General features: G+C 61.7%; 14 protein-coding genes and 2 pseudogenes. 8 read left to right on the top strand and 8 right to left on the bottom strand.

What is annotated here, in order from left to right:
- Window positions 1-21: 21 nt before the first annotated feature.
- Window positions 22-464 (bottom strand): annotated as a pseudogene (locus tag C7I87_RS36755) (ATP-binding cassette domain-containing protein); the annotation flags it as partial.
- A 312-nt stretch (window positions 465-776) separates the two neighbouring features.
- Here C7I87_RS36755 and C7I87_RS11635 point away from each other — a divergent pair.
- From C7I87_RS11635 to C7I87_RS11645, 3 genes are all read left to right on the top strand, one after another.
- The gene (locus tag C7I87_RS11635; RefSeq protein ID WP_149904341.1) at window positions 777-1,451 is read left to right on the top strand and encodes a GntR family transcriptional regulator; all 675 of its coding nucleotides are present in this window, start codon (window positions 777-779) and stop codon (window positions 1,449-1,451) included.
- 35 nt (window positions 1,452-1,486) lie between these two features.
- Window positions 1,487-1,816, top strand: coding sequence for an L-rhamnose mutarotase (locus C7I87_RS11640; protein WP_149904342.1), 330 nt, complete (start codon window positions 1,487-1,489; stop codon window positions 1,814-1,816).
- A 241-nt stretch (window positions 1,817-2,057) separates the two neighbouring features.
- Complete coding sequence (locus C7I87_RS11645; protein WP_149904343.1) at window positions 2,058-3,569, top strand: UxaA family hydrolase; 1,512 nt, start codon at window positions 2,058-2,060, stop codon at window positions 3,567-3,569.
- A 40-nt stretch (window positions 3,570-3,609) separates the two neighbouring features.
- Here the strand turns inward: C7I87_RS11645 and C7I87_RS11650 are convergent.
- Window positions 3,610-4,573 (bottom strand): annotated as a pseudogene (locus C7I87_RS11650) (aldo/keto reductase).
- A 242-nt stretch (window positions 4,574-4,815) separates the two neighbouring features.
- On the opposite strand from C7I87_RS11650, the gene C7I87_RS11655 reads away from it, so the two are divergent.
- The 3 genes from C7I87_RS11655 (at window position 4,816) to C7I87_RS11665 (ending at window position 8,005) form a co-directional block, all read left to right on the top strand.
- The gene (locus C7I87_RS11655) at window positions 4,816-5,562 is read left to right on the top strand and encodes an SDR family NAD(P)-dependent oxidoreductase (protein ID WP_149904344.1); all 747 of its coding nucleotides are present in this window, start codon (window positions 4,816-4,818) and stop codon (window positions 5,560-5,562) included.
- A gap of 6 nt (window positions 5,563-5,568) precedes the next feature.
- On the top strand, window positions 5,569-6,600 hold the full coding sequence (locus C7I87_RS11660) for a beta-ketoacyl reductase (protein ID WP_149904345.1): 1,032 nt from the start codon (window positions 5,569-5,571) through the stop codon (window positions 6,598-6,600).
- A gap of 136 nt (window positions 6,601-6,736) precedes the next feature.
- Window positions 6,737-8,005 (top strand): AGE family epimerase/isomerase, encoded by a 1,269-nt coding sequence (locus C7I87_RS11665; protein ID WP_149904346.1) that lies wholly within the window; start codon window positions 6,737-6,739, stop codon window positions 8,003-8,005.
- A gap of 202 nt (window positions 8,006-8,207) precedes the next feature.
- On the opposite strand, the gene C7I87_RS11670 is transcribed toward C7I87_RS11665, so the two are convergent.
- From C7I87_RS11670 to C7I87_RS11680, 3 genes are read right to left on the bottom strand one after another with little or no spacing between them, the layout of a single operon-like run.
- Entirely contained in the window at window positions 8,208-11,258 is a 3,051-nt protein-coding gene (locus C7I87_RS11670) for an efflux RND transporter permease subunit (RefSeq protein WP_149904347.1), read from the bottom strand.
- Entirely contained in the window at window positions 11,255-12,373 is a 1,119-nt protein-coding gene (locus C7I87_RS11675; protein WP_149904348.1) for an efflux RND transporter periplasmic adaptor subunit, read from the bottom strand. Before C7I87_RS11675 ends, C7I87_RS11670 begins: the two co-directional genes overlap by 4 nt.
- Window positions 12,370-13,434: an efflux RND transporter periplasmic adaptor subunit gene (locus tag C7I87_RS11680; protein WP_149904349.1), complete on the bottom strand. Its 1,065-nt coding sequence runs from the start codon at window positions 13,432-13,434 to the stop codon at window positions 12,370-12,372. The genes C7I87_RS11675 and C7I87_RS11680 overlap by 4 nt, the downstream gene beginning before the upstream one ends.
- A gap of 127 nt (window positions 13,435-13,561) precedes the next feature.
- Between C7I87_RS11680 and C7I87_RS11685 the strand changes: the two genes are divergently transcribed.
- Window positions 13,562-14,194, top strand: a complete 633-nt coding sequence (locus C7I87_RS11685; protein WP_149904350.1) for a TetR/AcrR family transcriptional regulator — start codon at window positions 13,562-13,564, stop codon at window positions 14,192-14,194.
- Window positions 14,195-14,275: 81 nt separating this feature from the next.
- On the opposite strand, the gene C7I87_RS11690 is transcribed toward C7I87_RS11685, so the two are convergent.
- From C7I87_RS11690 to C7I87_RS11700, 3 genes are all read right to left on the bottom strand, one after another.
- On the bottom strand, window positions 14,276-15,412 hold the full coding sequence (locus C7I87_RS11690; protein WP_149904585.1) for a patatin-like phospholipase family protein: 1,137 nt from the start codon (window positions 15,410-15,412) through the stop codon (window positions 14,276-14,278).
- Window positions 15,413-15,647: 235 nt separating this feature from the next.
- Window positions 15,648-18,800: an efflux RND transporter permease subunit gene (locus C7I87_RS11695; RefSeq protein ID WP_149904351.1), complete on the bottom strand. Its 3,153-nt coding sequence runs from the start codon at window positions 18,798-18,800 to the stop codon at window positions 15,648-15,650.
- Complete coding sequence (locus tag C7I87_RS11700; RefSeq protein ID WP_149904352.1) at window positions 18,797-19,873, bottom strand: efflux RND transporter periplasmic adaptor subunit; 1,077 nt, start codon at window positions 19,871-19,873, stop codon at window positions 18,797-18,799. Before C7I87_RS11700 ends, C7I87_RS11695 begins: the two co-directional genes overlap by 4 nt.
- 243 nt (window positions 19,874-20,116) lie before the next feature.
- Between C7I87_RS11700 and C7I87_RS11705 the strand changes: the two genes are divergently transcribed.
- On the top strand, window positions 20,117-20,803 hold the full coding sequence (locus C7I87_RS11705) for a response regulator (RefSeq protein ID WP_149904353.1): 687 nt from the start codon (window positions 20,117-20,119) through the stop codon (window positions 20,801-20,803).
- The last annotated feature ends 2 nt before the right edge of the window (window positions 20,804-20,805 follow it).

Raw genomic sequence — 20,805 nt, forward strand, 5'->3', positions numbered from 1 at the left:
AGCATAGGCCTTGGCGATCTCGACCAGCTGCTGCTGGCTGATCGACAGATTGCCGAGACGCTCGCGCGGATTGATCGCGGCGCCAAGCTCATCAAGCACGGCCGCCGCCTTGCGGACCATCTCGCCCTTACGCAGATAGCTCCACTTGCCGGGCATGCGGCCGAGATAGACGTTCTCGGCGACGGTCAGGTCGGGGACAAGATTGATCTCCTGATGCACCATGCGGATGCCAAGCGCCTGCGCATGCGGACCTCGGCGCCGCCGACCCTGATCGTGCCGCTGGTCGGCGCATAGGATCCGTTGAGCACTTTCATGAGGGTGGATTTGCCGGCGCCGTTCTCGCCGACGACCGCGTGAACAGTGCCGAACTTCACGGCGAAATTGACGTTCGAGAGCGCCTTCACGCCCGGAAACGTTTTGCTGATGCCCCGCATGTCCAGGGCACAATCCGCCACCGCAGTCATTCCGGCTTGGTCCTCCCTGGCAAGACGGCCCCGGTGCGCCCCGGCACGGGATCGACGGTCATTTGAAGCGCACAGCCGGCCCCTCAAACCGACCGCGGGGCCTCTCCGCGCAACCGCGCTTCGGCACCCCGCAAACTCCTCCGCCGCGACGTTTATATCGCGACGGCGGGCACTATTGCACTAATATAACAGTTCAAGCTGGTTTTCGGCGACTTTTTAGCGGGGGACAGGTCGCCACATCTCCTGGTGCATTCTGGTTGACATTCTAATATAACTTTATCAATTGGCAGTGGACGAAGGATGGGATTTTTCATGGATCTAGACCCCTCGACCCTCAATCGGGCGCTGCCGCTGCGCGACCAGATCTACAACAAGATCCGCAACATGATCGTCGTCGGACGGCTAAAGCCGGGCGAGATCATTAACGAGGTCGCCATCGCCGAGGCGCTCGGCGTTTCGCGCACGCCGGTGCGGGAGGCGGTCAAGCGCATCAGCGACGAAGGGCTAGTCAAGATCCTGGCGCAGACCGGGACCTATGTCGCGCCGATCAGCCGGGCCGATCTTGAAGAGGCCTATGTCATCCGCCGGGCGCTGGAGATGGAAAGCGCAAGGCGCGCCGCCGTCAAGCTGACGCCGCAGGCGGCGGAACTCCTGGAAGACAACATGGCCGCGCACAAGCTTGCCATTGCGCGAGGACGTTACGCGGTGGCGATCCAGCTCGACGACGTCTTCCATCGTACCATCGCCGAAATCTGCGGCCTGCCGATGATCTGGCGGGCGGTCGACATCTCCAAGGCGCAGATGGACCGCGGCCGTTACATGGCCATCCCCAAGCCCGGCTATGGCGAACAGACCATCGAGCAGCACGAGGCTATCCTCGACGCCCTGAAGCGCCACGACTCCGAGGGCGCTGCGCAGGCGATGGAGAGCCATCTGGAGACGTCGTTCCGCAACACGCTCGAAGTCGCCGCTGAACTGCTCGACTGAACGACCGCGCGTCCACAACCAGGCGAGACCAGCCTATGAAGCGAATGGGGCTTTGCATCGGCCTGAAGGCCGAGGCGATCGAAGAGTACAAACGTGTCCACGCCGCCGTGTGGCCCGAGGTGCTCGACGCCATCAGCCGCGCCAACATCAAGAATTATTCCATCTTCCTGCGCGAGCCGGAGAACCTGCTTTTCGCCTGTTGGGAGTATCATGGCGACGATTTCGCGTCGGACGCCGCGCACATGGGCGAATCGCCGGCAATGCGCAAATGGTGGGAGCTGTGCGATCCGATGCAGCAGCCGCTGCCGACCCGCATGCAAGGCGAGTGGTGGGCGGCGATGGAGGAAGTTTTCCACCTGGACTGAGCGTTGGCCGCGCCAATCGGGATCGATCGAGCCATCCACTCCGTGACGAGCGCGAGCCGCTTCCGAGCCGTTCGTGACCGCATCTCCAGCGACCGAGCACAAGGCAAAGTCCACAGCCTTGATCCCAACCTTGAGGCCTATGTCTGGCGTCGCGGCTTGACCACTGACATTCTATTATATTAGTATTCCGATTCACCGATATCTCGCCGCGGGACTGGCGAGCGCTTCTTCAGAGATTGTAATGGCACGCTTCATCAGGCTATCGCCCGCCGACAACATCGTCCTGGCGGTAGACCCACTGGCGGCCGGCGAGAAGGCCGGCGACATCGCCGCGAGGGCGCGCATACCGCGCGGCCACAAGATGGCCATGCGCGACATCCCCGCGGACGAACCGATCGTGAAATACGGCCAGACCATCGGCTTCGCACGCGGATCGATCACGGCCGGGGACTGGGTGCACGAGCACAATGTTTATTTGCGCGATTTCGAACGTGACTACGGCTATGGCGAAACCGCCAGGCAGACACCTGTTCTTCCGGACGACGAGCGGGCAAATTTCATGGGTTATCGCAGGCCGAACGGCAAAGTCGGCACGCGCAACTACATCGCCGTCCTGACCTCGGTGAACTGCTCGGCCAGCGTTGCACGGTTCATCGTCGAGGAGGTCAACCGCTCCGGCATCCTGCGCGACTATTCCAATATCGACGGCATCATTTCGCTCGTACACGGCACCGGCTGTGGTATCGACACCAAGGGTCCGGCCTACGATCTGTTGAAGCGCACGCAATGGGGGTTTGCCACCAATCCCAATGTCGGCGGCGTGCTGATGGTCGGGCTCGGCTGCGAGGCCTTCCAGATCCCGCGCTGGATGCAATCCTACAACATCGAGGAAAGCACCACCTTCCGTACGATGACGATCCAGGAGACCGGCGGAACACGCAAGACCGTCGATGCCGGCGTGAGGGCCATCGTCGAGATGCTGCCGACAGTCAACGCCGCTGAGCGCACGCCGCAGCTGGCCTCCGAACTGGTGCTGGCGCTGCAATGCGGCGGCTCGGACGGCTATTCCGGCATCAGCGCCAATCCGGCGCTTGGCGCCGCGGTCGACCTGCTCGTCGCGCAAGGCGGAACCGCAGTGCTGTCGGAGACGCCGGAGATCTACGGCGCCGAGCATCTTTTGACGCGACGCGCCGAAAGCCATGCCGTCGGCGAAAAACTGATCGAGCGCATCCGCTGGTGGGAGGATTACACCGCCCGGCACGACATGGAGATGAACAACAATCCCTCGCCCGGCAATAAGCTCGGCGGATTGACGACGATCCTGGAAAAGTCACTCGGCGCGTCGGCCAAGGGCGGCACCACCAACCTGCGCGCTGTGCTGGAATATGCCGAGCCGATCAACGAGCGCGGCCTCGTCTTCATGGACACGCCCGGCTACGATCCGGTCTCGGCAACCGGCCAGGTGGCCCGCGGCGCCAACATATTGTGCTTCACCACGGGGCGCGGCTCGGCCTTCGGCTGCAAGCCGACGCCGTCGATCAAGCTCGCCTCGAACTCGTACATCTTCGAGCAGATGCACGAGGACATGGACATCAATTGCGGCGACATACTGGACGGCGTGACGTTGGCTGAGAAGGGCCAGGAGATCTTCCAAGAAATCTTGCGCGTCGCCTCCGGCGGGCGCACCAAGTCGGAAGCGCTGGGCTATGGCGACAACGAGTTCGTGCCGTGGAGCCTTGGCGCGACCATGTAGCGCCCGCAACGATCCGGCTCCGCGCCGGGCCGGGGCGCGGTCAGGAAATCAGCCTCTTGCTCTCCAGCGCCTGCCACAGTTCGTCCGGCAGCGCCCGCTCGAACCAGCCGATGTTCTGCCGCACCCGGTCCGGATGCTTGGCGCCGATCAGCACCGAGGTCACCGCGCGGTGCTTGTGAGGAAACTGGATGGCGGCCGCGGCGGGCGGCACGTCGAAGGCGGCGCAGGCTGCGGCCAGTTCATCGACCTTGCGGGCGACGTCCTGCGGCACGTCCTGGTAGTCGAACTTGCGGTTGCCGCTGTTGCCGGCGGCAAGGATGCCGGAATTGAAGACACCGCCAATGACGATCGACATGCCTTCGGCCAGCGCCTTCGCCAGGAGTGCGTCGGCGTTCTGCTCCAGCAGCGTGTGACGGCCAGCAAGCAAGGTGCAGTCGGGGCGCGCCTCGTTCATGGCGTCGACCACCACTTCGGCCTCGTTCACGCCGAGCCCGAAACCGCCGATGATGCCGGCATCGCGCAAGTCCGACAGCGCCCGGAAGCCACCGCCCTTGGTCAGGGCCGACCAGTGGAAGGCGGCGGCATCCGCGTGGGTGATCCGGCCGATGTCGTGGACGAACAGCATGTCGATCCATGCCCGCCCCATGCGCTGCTGGCTGTCGTCGAAGCTGCGCATGATGGCGTCGTAGGAGTAGTCGAAGACTTCGCGCAACGGCAGGCCGTTGTGCCAGCCGGCATCGAGCGGATTCTTCTCGGCTTCCGGCGGCAGCGGTCGGCCTGGCCGCGCGCGCCATCAACCGGCCAACCTTGGTGCTGACGACGACTGGCGCTTGCGGTGCACGCTCGCGCAGGAAGAAGCCAAGCATGTGCTCGGCCCGGCCGAGGCCATACATCGGCGCGGCATCGAAATAGCCGATGCCGGCATCGAGTGCTGCCTGCAGCGTCGCCATCGAGGTCTCGGCATCGACCGGCGCGTAAAGCCCGCCGAGCGATGCACAGCCCATGCCCAGCGCCGTCAATTCCAACCCCGTGGTGCCCACGGCGCGCCGCTCAGTAACCTTCACGCGATCCTCCTTCGCCCGGTCCGCAAAATTCCGGGTATGATGGTTGCGAGGCTTGTTACACTAATATAACAAAGCCAGGCAACTCGGATCGAAGCCCGGACAGGCCACCTGTTCCGGCGCATCGCAACTGGTGTTTGTCACCTGGGAATCCGCGACAAACTGGACGGGAGGAAACGCTCGACATGAACAGGATCGATCTGGACGGTCAGCACGCGATGGTGACCGGCGGCGCCCAGGGACTTGGCTTCGCCATGGCCAAGCGCTTTGTCGCCTCGGGCGCCACCGTGACGCTCTGGGATATGGACGAAGCACGTCTCGAAGCCGCGAGGAAAGAACTCGGCAAGGCCGCGACCACGGTGGTGGTCGACATCTCAGACTGGGACGCAGTGAATGCTGCCCGGGCCAGGACCGAGGAGATCGCCGACAAGATTTCCATCGTCGTGAATTCCGCCGGCATCGCCGGGCCGGCCGTGCCGCTCGACGTCTATGACATCGATACGTGGAAGAAGATCATCGACATCAACGTCAACGGCACCTTCTACGTCAACCGCGCCGTCGTTCCCGGCATGAAGGAGCGCAATTACGGCCGCATCGTCAACATCGCTTCCGTGGCGGGCAAGGAAGGCAACCCGAATGCCGCCGCCTATTCGGCCTCGAAGGCGGCCGTCATCGGCCTGACCAAGTCGCTCGGCAAGGAGCTCGCGCAATATGACATCGCGGTGAACTGCATTTCGCCCGCTACCGCCCAGACCCGCATCCTCGAACAGCTCACGCCCGAGCATATCGAATATATGCGCTCGCGCATTCCGCGTGGCCGGCTGCTCGAAGTCGATGAGGCTGCCGCGATGGTCGCCTGGTTGGTCTCGAAGGAGAACAGCTTCACCACCGCCTCGACATTCGACCTGTCGGGCGGACGCACCACCTATTAGCTGTAATTGCAGGCGCATATCAGCCTCGACTTTTTCGTCGTGTTCTCGTCGCTAGCTTCGCTGGGTCTCGCCGGTGGCAGCGATTATGCCTATGGCTGCGCCTTCCAGAACGCTTTCGCAGACTGGCGTGGCAGAGCCGTGGCGGCCGGGCAAAGACACGGCGCCAGCCACGCCATCAACTGGTCGCGCTGGCGGTGGGACAAATACGTCACCGCCAGTTTCGACGACTGGTTCGCATCGCTAGGCTATTCGTTCCTCGACATCGATACCGGGCTCGACGCCTGGCGCGCGATGATGCAGGGCGCGGGCACTGAAATCTTCGCCCTCAATGGTTGGCCGGATCGCATCTTCGACCACCTCGATGTCGAGGCCGGATTGCTTCGTTCGACCCAAGCGGTGGACAACCCCGAGATAGCGAAGCATGCGCCGCGCGAACCCAACCCGAGGGACGCTGCCGTCGCCCTGACATCCGACCCCGCGAAGAGTTCCGTGCCGCCACGGCAAGGCAGCGCCGCGGTGGCGCCGCTCGCCGGCGAGCCGACCGGCGGACTTCAAGATACCCTGGCGGGAATCGTCCGCGACCTGCTCAAGCTCGACGCGCTCAATCCGCAGACCCCCTTCCCCAGCCGCGGCCTCGATTCCGTCATGGCGATCCGGCTGATCGTTCTCGTCGAACAAAGGCTGTCGCGGCGTCTGACACCGAAGGAACTGCTGCAATATCCGTCGGTAGCCGCTTTGGCCGACTACATGCTTTCGGCCGAACCAAGGAGCGGAAATCCGGATCTCGCGCCTGTCGAGGAACTGGACGCTATCACGACCTATCTGGCGTCGAGCCTGAAGCGGATGCTGCAGGCCGATGAGATCGCGGCCGACGCCAAGTTCGGGCAGATCGGCGTGGATTCGATCATAGCCGTCAAGCTGGCCTCGGAGTTCGACAAGCGCTTTGCGATCGGCATCTCGCCGCGCTGGTTCATCGACTTCCCGTCCATAGACCGCATGGCGCATGAGATCGAAAAACGCCGGTCCGTCAGGCAGTGACGCGCAGGGTAATTCCGCCCACAGCCGATTGATGCCCCGACGGGTTCATTCGCAGGCCTGATTGGGTCTATAAAGGGCGGCGCGCCAGTCCGGCGCGGACAATCGCCAGCCTGTCACGCACAACAGGAAAGATCGCATGCCGGAATTGCCCTTTACGTCGTCGAGCTCCGGGGCCTGGCGCGATGCGCCGTGGCATCGTTCCTGGTTGAAGAAGCGGGCCGATATCCTGTTCGATCTTTTCGATCCGGTCGCCATCAACCCGCAAGGCGGTTTCTTCGATCTCGACCCGACCGGCAATCCGCTGCCGGGCAGCGCCGTCAGGCAGATCCACACCACCGCGCGAGCCGTCCATTGCTACGTTATCGCCAGCCTACTCGGCCGGCCCGGAAGCGACCGGATGATCGATCACGGCATGCGCTCTCTCTGGCAGTCGCATCGCGACGCGAAGCATGGCGGCTATATGTGGTCACTCGACGACGGGGGACCGAGAGACGCAAGCAAACAGGGCTACGGCCACGCCTTCGTGCTGCTTGCGGCCTCGAGCGCGAAGCTGGTGGGCCATCCTTTGGCCGACGGCATGCTGGGCGACGTCACGACGATTCTCAACGACCGGTTCTGGGAAGAACAGCACGGCGCCATTACGGAAGAGTTCGAGCGCGACTGGAGGCCGATGCGCGGCTACCGAGGCCAGAATTCAAACATGCATCTGACCGAGGCGTTGATGGCCGCCTATGAGGCGACCGCAGATCAGGACTATCTGCGCAAGGCGGAGCGCATCGCGGATCTGATCATCAACCGCCGTGCCCGCGAATGCGATTTCCGCGTCGCGGAGCATTTCGACGAGCAATGGGCGATCGACCGCTCCTACAAGGCGGTCAACGAGATGTTTCGCCCGTCAGGCACGACGCCGGGTCACTGGCTGGAATGGGCGAGGCTGACCCTCCAGCTATGGGTGCTGGGCGGCAAAAAACAGGACTGGATGCTGGAGGCCGCGGAGACGCTGTTCCGGCGCTCAGTGGAATTGGGATGGGATGAAGCCAAGGGCGGCTTCTTCTACACGCTAGACTGGGCCGATAAGCCGGCATTCCGGTTCAAGCCCTGGTGGCCGATCGCCGAGGCCGCGGGCGCGGCCTCCTTCCTGGTCGAGCACCGCCCGAGCGCCTTCCATGAAGAATGGTACCGGCGCATCTGGAACACGATCGCCGAGGCCTATATCGACCGCGAGCATGGCGGGTGGTTCGAGGAGCTGGATGAGGGATTGCAGCCGGCGCATTCGCTGTTTGTCGGCAAGGCCGATTTGTACCACGCACTGCAGGCCTGCCTGATACCGCTCTATCCGGCGCAAGGGAGCCTAACGAACGTGATCCGCAAACGATATGACGCTCCCTCAACAAGGATTTCTTAGACCGCGGCTGAATCCGCCAAGGCGTCCGACGCAGGCCGCTCGAAGAGGGCCCAACGCCGCCTCCAGCATGAAGGACTGTTCGGGCAGCGGTTCGGCGTTGCCGGATGGCCGGGCTCTGGACGGTTGAGGAAAGCATCCGCGGCCAGAATCCCCGCGCCCGCGGCTCCGTGCGCCCGCCGGATCGAAAGCGGATAGCCTCGCGTCATCGCTGTTCGACATCGCGCGGTATCCTGAACCAGGTGACATAGAGAGCAGGCAGGAACAGGAGGGTCAGAACCGTTCCTACGATGATGCCGCCCATCATCGCGTAGGCCATGGGTCCCCAGAATACCTCGCGAGAGATCGGGATGAGGGCAAGGGTGGCCGCGGCCGCGGTCAGCATGATGGGTCGCATACGATGCTCGGTCGCTTCCACCACCGCCTTCCATGGCGGCGTTCCCGCAATCCGCAGCTCTTCGATCTGGACGATCAGAATGACCGAGTTGCGGATGAGAATCCCAATGAGAGCCAATATGCCCAGCAGCGCAACAAAGCCGAGCGGCGCCTTGCTGAGAAGCAGTGCCGCAACAACGCCGATGAGTGCCAATGGCGCGACCGCGAAGACCAGGAACAAGCGGTGGAAGCTCTGGAGCTGGATCATCAGAAGCGTTGCCATGGCGAAGAGCATAATCGGCGCGACGGCAACGATGGGTCCTTGCGCTTCGCCGCTTTGCTCGACGGATCCACCGACTTCGACGGAATATCCCGCAGGCAAGGTCTTCTTGAAAGCCTCGACCCTGTCTGCCAGCGCCGCCACGATGGTCGCCGGCTGAGTCGCACCGCTCACGCCAGCTTTGATCGTGATGGTCGGAATCCGGTCGCGCCGCCAGATTGTCGGTTGCTCGAGCTCGTAGCGGAACCTGGCTACCGAGGAGAGCGGGACCGTCTGACCGCTACTGCTTGCCAATTGGAGGTCGAGCAGTGTGTCGATCGATCCGCGCTCCTTCGCCTCGGCTCGGTCAATCACGTCGACCAGATAGATGTCATCCCGGACCTTTGTTACGGTGTCGCCTTCGACAACACCATTCAAGGCCGTGGCAATATCCTGCGAGGACACGCCAAGCTGTCTTGCCTTGTCCTGAAGAACGTCGATCTTCACCACGCGCGCCGGCTCGCTCCAGTTGGATGCAAGATTGGTCAACAATGGATGCGAGCCAACGATCAGCCCAAGTTTCTGCGCAAGGTTGCGCACGGTCTGAAGGTCGGGGCCGGACACACGATACTGAACCGGCTTGCCAACCGGCGGCCCGATGTCGAGGAGCTTCACATAGGCGTCGGTCCCAGGGAAGGTTTTCTGCAGATACTCCTGGAGTTCCCGCCTGAGCTTGTCGCGGACGTCGAGACCTTTGGTCACAATGATCGTCTGTCCGACAGAGACATCGGACGGCTGGACATCGAACGACAGGATGAACCGGGGGGCTCCCATCCCAACGTAAGTCGACCAATGGTCGATATCGCGATTGCCCGCGAGCTTCTCGCGCTCGAACTGCGCCATCTGCCGGCTCGTCTCGCTGATGGAGCTGTTTTGTGGAAGGTTCCAGTCAACGATGAGTTCGGGACGGTCCGAGTTCGGAAAGAACTGCTGCTGCACCAGCGACATGCCACCGAGCGATATGGCGAAGACGAGCACGGTCGCAGCGATCGTCAGCCATCGCCACCTTAGGCAGAACTGAAGCAAGCGTGAAAACACCCTCGCGAACCACCCCTTCCGCTCGGCGTGCTTTTTCATCGTCTTCGGCAGTATCGTCACGCCGAGGAGCGGCGTGAACACCACCGCGACCACCCATGAGACAACAAGGGACACCGCAACGACGACGAAAAGGGTGAAGACGAACTCGCCGGCGCTGCTTTTGTTGAACGCCACCGGGATGAAGCCTGCCACAGTGACGAGCGTGCCGGTCAGCATCGGAAAGGCCGTCGACGTATAGACATGGGTGGCGGCCTTCCTCAGGCTGTCCCCCATTTCCAGGCGCGCCACCATCATTTCGGTGGCGATCATCGCATCATCGACCAGAAGACCAAGAGCGATGATAAGCGCCCCAAGCGAGATTCGTTGAAGCGAAACGCCGGTATACAGCATCACCACGAAAGTGATGGCGAGAACGAGCGGGATGGAGATCGCCACGATCAGACCAGCTCTCATGCCCAAGCTGATGAAGCTTATGACAAGCACGATGGCGATCGCCTCGAACAAGGCGTGCGTGAAGCCCGACACCGCTTCGTCCACCACGGCTGGCTGGTCAGAAACCTGGTCCACGGACACGCCGGCCGGCAGCTCCTGAGCGATGCCGTGCATCGTCTTTTTGAGCGACTCGCCGAACTCCAGGAGATTGCCGCCTGCTTTCATGCCGACTGCAAGAGCAATCGCCGGCTTGCCGTTGAAGCGAAACAGGGAGGTCGGAGGATCGACATATCCACGCGTGATCGTGGCTACGTCCGTCAGTGGAAAGAACCGGTCATTCACTCTCAGGTTGATCGCTCGCAGCCCTTCCTCGGAAACGAAACTGCCACCGACGCGCAGCGCAATGCGTTCGGCTCCGGTATCGATGAAGCCGGACTGGGTGATGGCGTTCTGGGCCTGCAGCGTCGAGATGAGCGCAGAGCGATCGATGCCGAGAGCCGCCATTTTGCGCGTCGAGAATTCGAGATAGATCGCCTCGTCCTGTGCTCCGACGATGTCGATTTTGCCAACATTCGCGACCGTAAGGACCTTCGTTCGGGCATCCTCCACCAGATCGCGCAGCTGGCGTTGGCTCAGTCCATCGGCGGAGAAGGCGAAGATATTGCCGTAGACGTCGCCAAACTGGTCGTTGAAGAATGGACCGACCACGCCAGAGGGGAGGTCATTGTGAATGTCGGCGATCATGTTGCGCACGCGCGACCATGTGGGGCGGACATCCCTGGCCTTGGTATCCGCCAGCAGATCGACAAAAATAACGGTCTGGCCAGCTGTGGTGATGCTGCGGGTATGATCGAGATTGTCGAGTTCCTGCAGCTTCTTCTCGATGCGATCGGTGACCTGTTGCGTGATCTCCTGCGCGGAGGCTCCCGGCCATTGTGCCTGGATCACCATCGTCTTGATGGTGAAGGAAGGATCTTCTTCGCGCCCGAGCTGGACATACGCGAGGGCGCCAGCCAGCGCGAAGGCGACCATGAAGTACCAGACCAGCGAGCGATGCTCGAGCGCCCAGTCAGAGAGGTTGAATTTTTTCACGGACGCTGTCCCTTTTCGAGTTTTACTTCCTGACCGGCGCTGAGTTCGTTGACGCCGGCGATAGCCACCACTTCGCCCGCCCTGAGGCCCGACAGGACGCGGACTTTTGGAGCGTTGGCGGACCAGCCCTCGATCTGGACGGACCGCAAGGAGACAGTCTGGCTGGCGGGATCGATGACCCAGACATTGCTGGCGCCGTTCTTCAGGAGGATTGCGGTGGCCGGGAGTGCGATTGCGTCTTCTCTTTGCATGCCGGCGGCGGTCGTCGTCACGACCGAACCGAGCCGAAACACGTCAGGCGATTCATCCAAGCCGATCTTCAGCCGGTGCGTGCGGGTAGCGGTGTCAGCCTCCGGCCCAATTTCGCGCAGAGACCCGGATGTGCGGAGCGCGCTATTGAGCTGGAGAGCGATGTCGAAACGGGTTCCGAAGCGCAATGCGCCGAGCTGCGCTTCGGGAACGTCGACCACTACATCGAGCTGTCCCAGATACGCCACCTTCAAAACGGACTGGCCGCCTGTCACCATCTGTCCGACTTCGACCGAGGTCGCTGTAACGACGCCGTCGAACTCGGCTTTCAACTCGGCATAGCCTAGCTGCGCGCGCGCCTTGTCGAGACTGCCGCGCGCTTTCGCAACGCTGGCCTTGGCCGACTTCAATCCTTGCTCAGCAAGTTCCAGGTCGGCGGCGCTCCCCGCGTTCATGAGGGCGAGTGCCTGCTTACGCTTCTGAGTGATCTCGGCGTATTGAAGCTGCGCCGTCGCATTGCGCAGGTCCGCCTCTGAACTTCTTACGGCAAGCTGGAGAGCCAGAGGATCGATTTCGGCCAGGACGTCGCCCTTGTGAACCAAATCCCCGATTTCGACCTTGCGCGAAACCACACGCCCCAATGTCCGGAAAGCGAGCTCGGTTTCGGTCCGCGCTTGCACGACACCGGCAAAAGTTGCGCCACTCGGCTGGTCCGTCTTGGCAACAGCCGACTTGATCAGGCGTGGAGGGGTGGCAGGTTGCGCATCGGCTGGCCGATCGTTTGCAACAGAAGCAAATGCCAAGCTAAGCGCGAAGATGACGAAGGACAGGCCGACCGCAAGCCCGATGAATGAGCCGCGGGTCATGACTTGTTCTCCCAGGCCACCACTCGGCCATCCTCAAGAAATTTTCCACCCTCTATGACAACCAAATCTTCGGGACGTATCCCGTCGGTCACGATGAAGTCTTTGGTTCGATATCGAGCGACTGTGATCTTTCGCATCGAGACCGAACTGTTCTTCCTGTCGATGACCCACACGGCCGGTTCGCCTCCGTCAGACGCCATGGCGCTGGACGGCAGGATGATCCCCTCCTGCGGCGGAGCCCTGAATTCTCCGACCACGGGGGTACCGAGCGGCCAGTCCGCAGACTCCGGGAGCGCCACCTTTACGCGGACCGTTCCCGCCTTCGTATCGATGGTGGGAGAGATTTCCCCGATTATTGCCTGCGCCTTGCGCGTCCGATCACCGATCGGCGCGATATCGACGTCGACCGCGGGCCGCCCTTCCAGGAAGAAGGCTTCAAACACGTTGAACACAGCGTCTCGCGGACCATCATGGGCAAGCGCAAAGGCCGCCTGCGCGGCGGAAACCACCTGCCCAATCTCGATGTTGCGCGAGGTGATGACACCGTCGGCGTCGGCCTTGAGTTCGGTATAGGAGAAGGCGTCGAGCGCGGTAGCAAGCGAGGCTTCTGCCAGTTGCAAAGACGCTTGTGCGGTCAGCAGGTCGTTTTGCGCCTGATCGTAGGTTGCTCTTGCGACGGCCTGTGTTCGAAGCAGCGCCTCGTAGCGGTTGAAGGCGAGCGTCTTCTGTTCGAGCGTCGCCTTGGCCGAATCGAGCCCAGCTTGAGCGATGCCCACATCGGCCAGCTGCTCGGTGTTGTCGATGCGGGCCAGGATTTCGCCCTTGCGCACATGGGACCCTACGTCCACCCGTCGCTCGATAACCTTTCCGCCGGTGCGGAAAGAGAGGTCGGTTTGGATTCGTGCTTTGACCTCGCCGGTGATCTCTGCCCCCGGCTGATAGTGAGTCTGCGACACGCCGACGGCACGTACTTGTTGCGGCAGTGCCGTGCTGCCTGCCGCGTTGGCGCCGGCCGAAAAAAGCCAAGCGAATGCGAATACCGTTGGTCGAAAAAGTTGCATAGGCTTCACCACCCGTTTGCAATTGCGAGAATGACAGGCTACTATCACTGACTATCGGGTTAGTCAACAGTCAATGACTATCTAGTCAGTCAGCCTGCATTTTGGGGCCAGACGGAAGGAGAACGGAATGGAAAAAATCGGAACAAAGCTCTCGCGCGCAGAACAGAAGGCCCGACGCCCCCAGGAAATCCTGGAGGCCGCGTTCGAGGAATTCACCGCGAACGGTTATGCAGCTACGCGCGTGGAGGACGTGGCCGCCCGCCTCGGAGTGACCAAGGGAACGATCTATTTGTACTTCCCCACGAAGGATGAGCTCTTTGAGGCGATGCACCGACAGATGTCGGCACCCTTCTCCGACCTGCGCGCTTCGGTCGCGGTCTTGGAGGGGTCATGCTCTGAACGTCTGAGGGCCTTGGTTCGCCTCGCCTACGAAAAGGTTGCAAACGACAGAAGGATAAGGGAATTGCTGCGTCTGGTCTTAGCCGAGGGCGCACGTTTCCCCCACATGGTCGATCGGCACTATGAGGAGTTCATCGCTCCGGTGGAGGACGCTATAGGCGCACTTGTCCGGGAAGGGGTATCATCGGGAGAATTCCGCCGAACGGCCGTTGCGGTCGCACCAGCCGTGTTGGTTAGCCCTGTCCTGCACGCGACCTTCTTGCGCCTGATGTTCGCGGATCGAAGGCCCTTTGACGAGACCACCTTCATGGAGGCGCATATTGATCTCGTCCTCAATGGTCTGCTGATGCGGAACGGTTGAGCCAGATCTCAACCTCAGCCTTCCGCGAGTTCGAACGGCGGCGGCACGAACGGATGTCATGGGCGGTAGGCCAACGATCGATCACCTGAAAAGCGGGCTGGTTTTCCATACGGTTCCTGCAGCGCCCTCGTCATATCCGAGCTTATAGACCGTCCGCATATAGTTGGTGTTGAACGGATCGGACATCGAATATGGCACCTGCGCGTCGATCGATGCGAGATGGAAATGTGCCCCGGTCAGTTTTGAATAGTTGTAGAGGGCAGTTAGTGCGCTCTGTGTCTGCGACTTGACGAAGATCGTGTATGCCCGCGCGATCACGGACAGGGTCTTGTCTGGCGTGGCGGCAAATTCCGGCATGAGTGCGTTGTTGACGATCACGTAGAAATTGACGCTTTGTCGTTTGCTTGCCAGGCGGGCGCTGCCTGTCAGGAAGACCTGCGGAAAGGTCAGGATCTGTGACGCGGAGCCGCCGTCGGAATGCATCTCCTCGAAGGAGCGCCCCGCAGACGCGGCCTTGATCATGACCGCTGGATAAACCCCTGGAATGCTTGCCGACGCCACCAGGATGTCCTGAAAGAGCTTCAGCGCATCCGGACGGCCGCTGTTGGCGATGACGCCCATGTTCCACACCACGGCGCGCTGGGTATCCAGGTTGGTCGTCAAGATGAGGAGGCGACGGCCTTTGCGGTGTTCGGCAGCGACCTGCTGGAGAACATTTGGCGTAATGTAGCGCTCTATCATCCGTCGCAACGGGTCGTCTTTCAGCAGGCTTGCTCCAAACAGTCCACCAAGGCGTTTGCTTCCGACAAGGTCTTCGGCCACGCCGCTGGTATAGAGATGCACCAGCGTGTCGTCATAGGCCGAGCCCAGGAATGCGAAAGGCGCGATCAAGGCTCCCGTGCTTACACCGGTGACGACATCGAACCGTGGGCGGGTCCTGGCCGCGCTCCATGCCGCAAGCACGCCGACACTGAAGGCGCCGCCGGCGCCGCCGCCAGAAAGCATGAGGCCATCGATCTTGTCCCGCTTTGTCGCCGGAAACCAGTCGACGGCATTGCGTGGCACCTCGTCGAGCCGGGCGTCGAGGTAGGAACGGATTTCACCATAGCCGGCGATCGAGGCTTTTTCCGCCTCGCCTGCGTCATGAGCTCTGTCCAGTGTCTGCACGCAGCCGGCCAGGATGAAGGCGACCGGAACCAGGACTGAAAATACTCGCATTGGGCACATTTTCAAAAACTTGCTGATCTGCAGGGGAGACTTGGCGTTGATCCCGCCGTGACGGGTTCGCTCGGATCCATGAGAATTGCCGGGAGGCTGACGTGGGTCGCGAATGTACCAGACCTTGCGATCCCGCCTTGATCCCACCGCCTCACTTTCGGCAGCCAAACCTTCGAAAACGCCAGAAGGATCATGATGCAGATAAGAGTAACGGCAAGCACGCTGCGAAGGTTGATCATCCTTGCGCATGCTCTCGCTTCGTAGCGCCACGATCAAACGCGATGACTTGCCAATCTCCTGAGGGATGCGGTTCGTTGTCGGCTGGTTCGACACTCGGCTCGCTCCAGCGCACGAGCCGCTTTAGCGCCATCAGCAGGTCGTCGACGAATGTGAAGATGACCGGGATGACGATGAGGCTGAGCAGCGTCGAGGTCATCACCCCGCCGATCACCACGATGGCCATCGGCTGGCGGAAGCTGGAATCTCCGCCTACCAGGCTAAGAGCGACAGGGAGCATGCCCGATGCCATCGCAACGGTGGTCATGACGATGGGCCGTGCGCGCTTGTGGCAGGCATCGATGAGCGCGTCGAACCTAGCCATCCCCTGGCGCCGCGACATGATCGCATATTCGACAAGAAGGATCGAGTTCTTGGTCACGACGCCCATCAGCATGAGCAGCCCGATAACGACCGACATCGAGAAGCTGGTCCCGCTTATTACCAGCGGCAGCAGCGCACCACCGAGCGAGAGCGGCAGAGCCATCAGGATGGTGAATGGCTGCAGGAAATCATGGAAGAGCAGGACGAGGACTGCGTAGATGCAGAACACGCCGATGGCCATTGCAAGGCTGAAGCTCTGGAACAGTTCCGAACTGCGCTGAAGTTCGCCTTGCTCCACAAGGGTCACGCCCGGCGGCAAGTGGTGGAGGGCCGGCAGTGCCTGTGCCTCTTTGTGAACATCGCCAAGGATGCGGCCGTTGAGTTCGACGGAGACGGTGACATTGCGCATTCGATCGATGCGGTCAATCTGGGAGGGACTGCCGCCGATGCGGATATCGGCGATCGATCCGAGATCGACGCTACCGTTCGCGCCGGCCACCCTGATGTTCCTGATGTCGTCTAGGTTTCTGCGCGTTTCCGGGCTGAAGCGGACGACGATGGGGACCTGGCGTTGCGGCAGATTGAGTTTTGGCAAGTCGGAAGAATATTCGCCGCCTGTCGCCACACGCACCGCGTCGGCGATAGAGCTTGACGTCACGCCAAGTGCTGCCGCGCGCGCAAAATCGGGGGTGATCTGAATCTCGGGCGCCTGCCTGGATGCGGTCGACGTCACCGCTCCGATGCCGTGCAGCGTGCGCAGTTGCTCCTCGAGCGCGGAGCCTGCTCCATCGAGAGCGCTGGGATCGTCACTGGCAAGGGTGATCTCGAGCTTGGTTCCGTTGGCGCCGCCACCGACTGCGATCTGCACGCCGGGCACGACGGAAAGAGCCTGCCGGATATCGTTTTCGATTTCGGACTGCTTGCGTTTGCGTTCTTCGATCGGCGTCAGCATGACGACGAGCGTTGCCGTGTTGACACTGGTCGTGGTCGCTACGTCGGGACCGCCGCCGGAAGACGCCGAACCAACCGACGCGTAGACATGCGTCACGTTGTGAAGCTTGCCGATGATCTCCGCGGCCTTGCCGCTCACGGCCTGCGTCTGCTCGATCGTGGCGCCGGGCTGCAGGGTCAGCGTGACCTGGGTTCGCGCATCGTCGGCGGCGGGCAGGAAACCCGATTTCAGGAAAGGGACGGTGGAAAGTGAAAGTGCGACGGCAACAATGGTCACGAGAACCGTGGTCTTCCTGTGATTGAGGGACGCCTTCACGATTGCCATGTAGGCGCGCATGATACGGCCGTCCCTTTGCTCGGTTGCCTTGGCCTTCATGAGATAGGCGGCCATCATCGGCGTCAGCAGACGTGCGACGACGAGCGACGCCACGACGGCGACAGCAGCCGTGACGCCGAACTGGCGAAAGAGAAGCCCCGGTATACCGCTCATGAAGGCGGTCGGCAGGAAGACAGCGACCAGTGTGAACGTGGTGGCGATGACCGCCAGGCCGATCTCGTTGGCCGCTTCGAGCGCGGCATCGATAGGCCGCTTGCCCATCCGAAGGTGTCGGGCGATGTTCTCGATCTCGACGATGGCGTCGTCGACGAGGATACCGACCACCAGCGACAGCGCAAGCAGTGTGACGATGTTCAGGGTGAAGCCGGCCAGATACATGACCAGGAAGGTCGGTATGACCGACAGGGGCAGCGCCACCGCCGATAGGATTGTTGCGCGCCAGTCCCGCAGGAAGAGCCAGACGACGATGATCGCCAGGATCGCCCCCTCGAGCAGCATGTGCATCGAACCATTGTAGTTGTCGATGATCGGGCCAACGGTACTGTAGGCTTCGTCGATCTGTACGTTGGGATGCGCGGCCGTGAACCGTTCCATCACCTTCCTGACATCGGCCGCGACGCTGCTGTCCGAGAATCCGTTCGAACGCTTGATCTCGACCGCAATGACGGCCTGGCCATTCAGAAATGCCATCGCCGAGCGTTCGGCGAAGCTGTCCTTGACGGAGGCTATGTCGTCGAGACGAACCTGCTGTCCATTGGCGAGGGGAATTCGGAGATCCTTCAGATCCTCGACCGATGCAACGGCACCGAGTGTCCGCAATGTCTGCCGGGTGCCGCCAACCTCGCCAAGGCCGCCCGACGTGTCCGCCTGGACCGACTTCAGTTGCGCCGAGACCGTGGCCGCGGTGACGCCGAGCGAGGCCATGGTGGCGGGATCGAGGTCGATATGAACCTCGCGATCGACACCGCCGACACGGCTGACTTGTCCCACTCCAGGCACCGAGAGGAGCGCCTTGGTCATGTCGTTGTCGACAAACCAGGAGAGCTCGGTCTCATTGAGAGCGGTTGAACGGATTGCATAGGTGACCAGCGCGGCATTCTGCACCGTGACCTTGGTGACGCTGGGTGTCTGCATCTGCGCGGGCAGATCGGCCTTGGCGCTGTCCACGGCATTGCGGACTTCGTTCAGGGCTTCTTCGCTGTTCTTTTCCAGTTTGAAGGAGACGCGGATCGACACGGTGCCGTCGGTGACCGTCGTGGTGATGTGGTCGAGGTAGCTCAACGAGGCGAGGTTGTCCTCGATAATGCGAGCGACCTCCGTCTCGAGCTGCGCGGGAGCCGCACCGTCGAGTGTGGCGGTGACGCTGATGGTCGGAAGGTCCATATCGGGAAAGTTCTGGACGGCCAGATGCTTGAATGCCAACAATCCGCCGACAGTAAGCATTGCGAACAGCAATATCGCCGGTACTGGATTGCGGATGGACCATGCCGAGAAGTTCATAGACCCTGCTCCGCAATGGTCACGAGGTCGTTGTCCGACAGAAAGGCTCCGCCGGAGGTCACAACCTTCGAGGATTGGTCGATTCCGGAGACGATTTCGACTTCGCCGCCTTGGCGGCGGCCGGTCTCCACCCGCACCCTTCGCGCTCGCTTGTCGGGATCAACGACAAAGACATAGTTGATGCCGTCGCGAAATACGATTGCGGTGTCAGCGATGGTCAGAGCTGGGGTGGTCTGGAACTCGATGCTGCCGGTCACGTAAAGCCCGACGCGCGGCCGGATGTCGGCGGGAAGCGCGACATAGACGATGGCACGGCCGGTGTTGGCGCTGATCGAAGGTCCGACAAGCCTCACCTTGCCCTGAATGGCACGATCGGCCAGGCCGTTGATACCGACACTCAACCCTTCCGAAATATGGGAAAGATAGCGAGCCGAGACTTCCGCCTGCCACTCGACACGCTGCTGGCGCACCAGGCGGAACAGTTCGGTACCGGAGGAGACGACGGCGCCAAGCTCGGCCGAACGGGAGGTGATCAGGCCATCGTCGATGGCAGATATGGTCGTCTGGTCGAGTTTGATCTTCTGGCTGTCGAGAGCCGCTTCTTCCGACGCAAGGCTCGCCTGCGCCGTCTGCTCGTCCGTCAACCGTTCGGTGATGCTCTGATCTGAAATGGCACCGGTCTTGCCAAGTTGCCGGGCCCGGTCCGCATTCGCCCTGGCTTTCGCCAGATTCGCCTTGGCCGTCTGGACCGCAGCCTCCTGCTTTCGAATATCTGCAAGCACGCTGTCCTGCGACAGCAAGACAAGCGTCTGCCCTTTCGTCACGACGGATCCGACATCCGCCATGACGTCGGTGATGCGGAGGCCGCTCGTCTCGGAGGCGATGATCGCTTCCTGCCATGGCTTCAGCCAGCCGCTCGCGGGAACGGTCTGCGGCCATTGCCGCTGTTTCGGCGTTGCCAGGGAGACCGTGAGGGCGGGTGCCTGATGCTGATCCGCCACTGCAGTGTGGAAGGGAAGCAGCAGCGCTGCCCCAACAAGGGCGGTCTTCAATACGATGGACAGTCTTCGCAACGTTACGATCCTTGAAGTTCGCTCACCAGCGCTTTCCCCAATCCGCAAATCGGCAGACATTTCTCTGGTGATAGCGCAGCCGTCGGGGCGAGCCGTTTCCAGCCCACAACCGATGTCATCAGGTTTCAAGGCTAGCCGAACGAACGTTAAGTGCCGTCAAGTTCATGTTAAGCTGGGTAAAATCCTGCCGCTGACCGGTGTCCATGGTGTACAGGAGGCCGGAATGAATGACGGACAAAGCAGATGAACAGAGTTCTCCTCATCGACGATGATGTCGAGCTGACGACACTTCTGCAGGAATACCTGACGGAAGAAGGCTATGAGGTCGTAACCGAAACGGACGGTCGCGCAGCCATAGCCGCTGCTGCCGGCAATTCGGCGGACATCATCGTGCTCGATATCATGATGCCGCGAATGAACGGCATCGAAGTCCTCCAGAGGATCAGGAAAGTGAGCCGGATCCCAGTGCTCATGCTGACGGCAAGAGGCGACGACATTGATCGGATTTCGGGCCTGAATCTCGGCGCTGATGACTATGTGCCAAAGCCCTGTTCACCGGGAGAGCTCGCGGCCAGGCTGCGCGCCATCCTTCGTCGTGCGAGCCAGCCCGCGGCCGGTGCATCCACTGATGTGCTGAAGGCTGGGCGGCTGGTGATCCATCCCGGCAGAAGGAGTGCGGAGTGGGACGGACAGGTTTTGGATCTCACCGGCACCGAGTTCACCCTGCTCGAAGTGCTCGCTCGCAATGCCGGGCAGTTGGTATCGAAGCAGGACATCTCGAAACGTGCCTTCGGAAAGCCTTTGACTCCGTTCGACCGCCGCATCGATGTCCATATCAGCAGTGTTCGCCAGAAGCTCGGGCTGAGAGATGACGGGCAATCCTGGATCCAGTCTGTCCGCGGGCAAGGCTACCAACTTCTGGTGGATTGATC

The organism is Mesorhizobium sp. SARCC-RB16n, assembly GCF_008520305.1.
Taxonomy (GTDB): domain Bacteria; phylum Pseudomonadota; class Alphaproteobacteria; order Rhizobiales; family Rhizobiaceae; genus Mesorhizobium.

Bases quoted from the DNA above. Each gene is read 5' to 3' on its own strand.
- C7I87_RS11665 (WP_149904346.1), top strand. From the start codon at position 6,737: ATGCCGGAATTGCCCTTTACGTCGTCGAGCTCCGGGGCCTGGCGCGAT.
- C7I87_RS11675 (WP_149904348.1), bottom strand. From the start codon at position 12,373: ATGACCCGCGGCTCATTCATCGGGCTTGCGGTCGGCCTGTCCTTCGTC.
- C7I87_RS11695 (WP_149904351.1), bottom strand. From the start codon at position 18,800: ATGAACTTCTCGGCATGGTCCATCCGCAATCCAGTACCGGCGATATTG.
- C7I87_RS11680 (WP_149904349.1), bottom strand. From the start codon at position 13,434: ATGCAACTTTTTCGACCAACGGTATTCGCATTCGCTTGGCTTTTTTCG.
- C7I87_RS11685 (WP_149904350.1), top strand. From the start codon at position 13,562: ATGGAAAAAATCGGAACAAAGCTCTCGCGCGCAGAACAGAAGGCCCGA.
- C7I87_RS11635 (WP_149904341.1), top strand. From the start codon at position 777: ATGGATCTAGACCCCTCGACCCTCAATCGGGCGCTGCCGCTGCGCGAC.
- C7I87_RS11645 (WP_149904343.1), top strand. From the start codon at position 2,058: ATGGCACGCTTCATCAGGCTATCGCCCGCCGACAACATCGTCCTGGCG.
- C7I87_RS11640 (WP_149904342.1), top strand. From the start codon at position 1,487: ATGAAGCGAATGGGGCTTTGCATCGGCCTGAAGGCCGAGGCGATCGAA.
- C7I87_RS11655 (WP_149904344.1), top strand. From the start codon at position 4,816: ATGAACAGGATCGATCTGGACGGTCAGCACGCGATGGTGACCGGCGGC.
- C7I87_RS11705 (WP_149904353.1), top strand. From the start codon at position 20,117: ATGAACAGAGTTCTCCTCATCGACGATGATGTCGAGCTGACGACACTT.
- C7I87_RS11690 (WP_149904585.1), bottom strand. From the start codon at position 15,412: ATGCGAGTATTTTCAGTCCTGGTTCCGGTCGCCTTCATCCTGGCCGGC.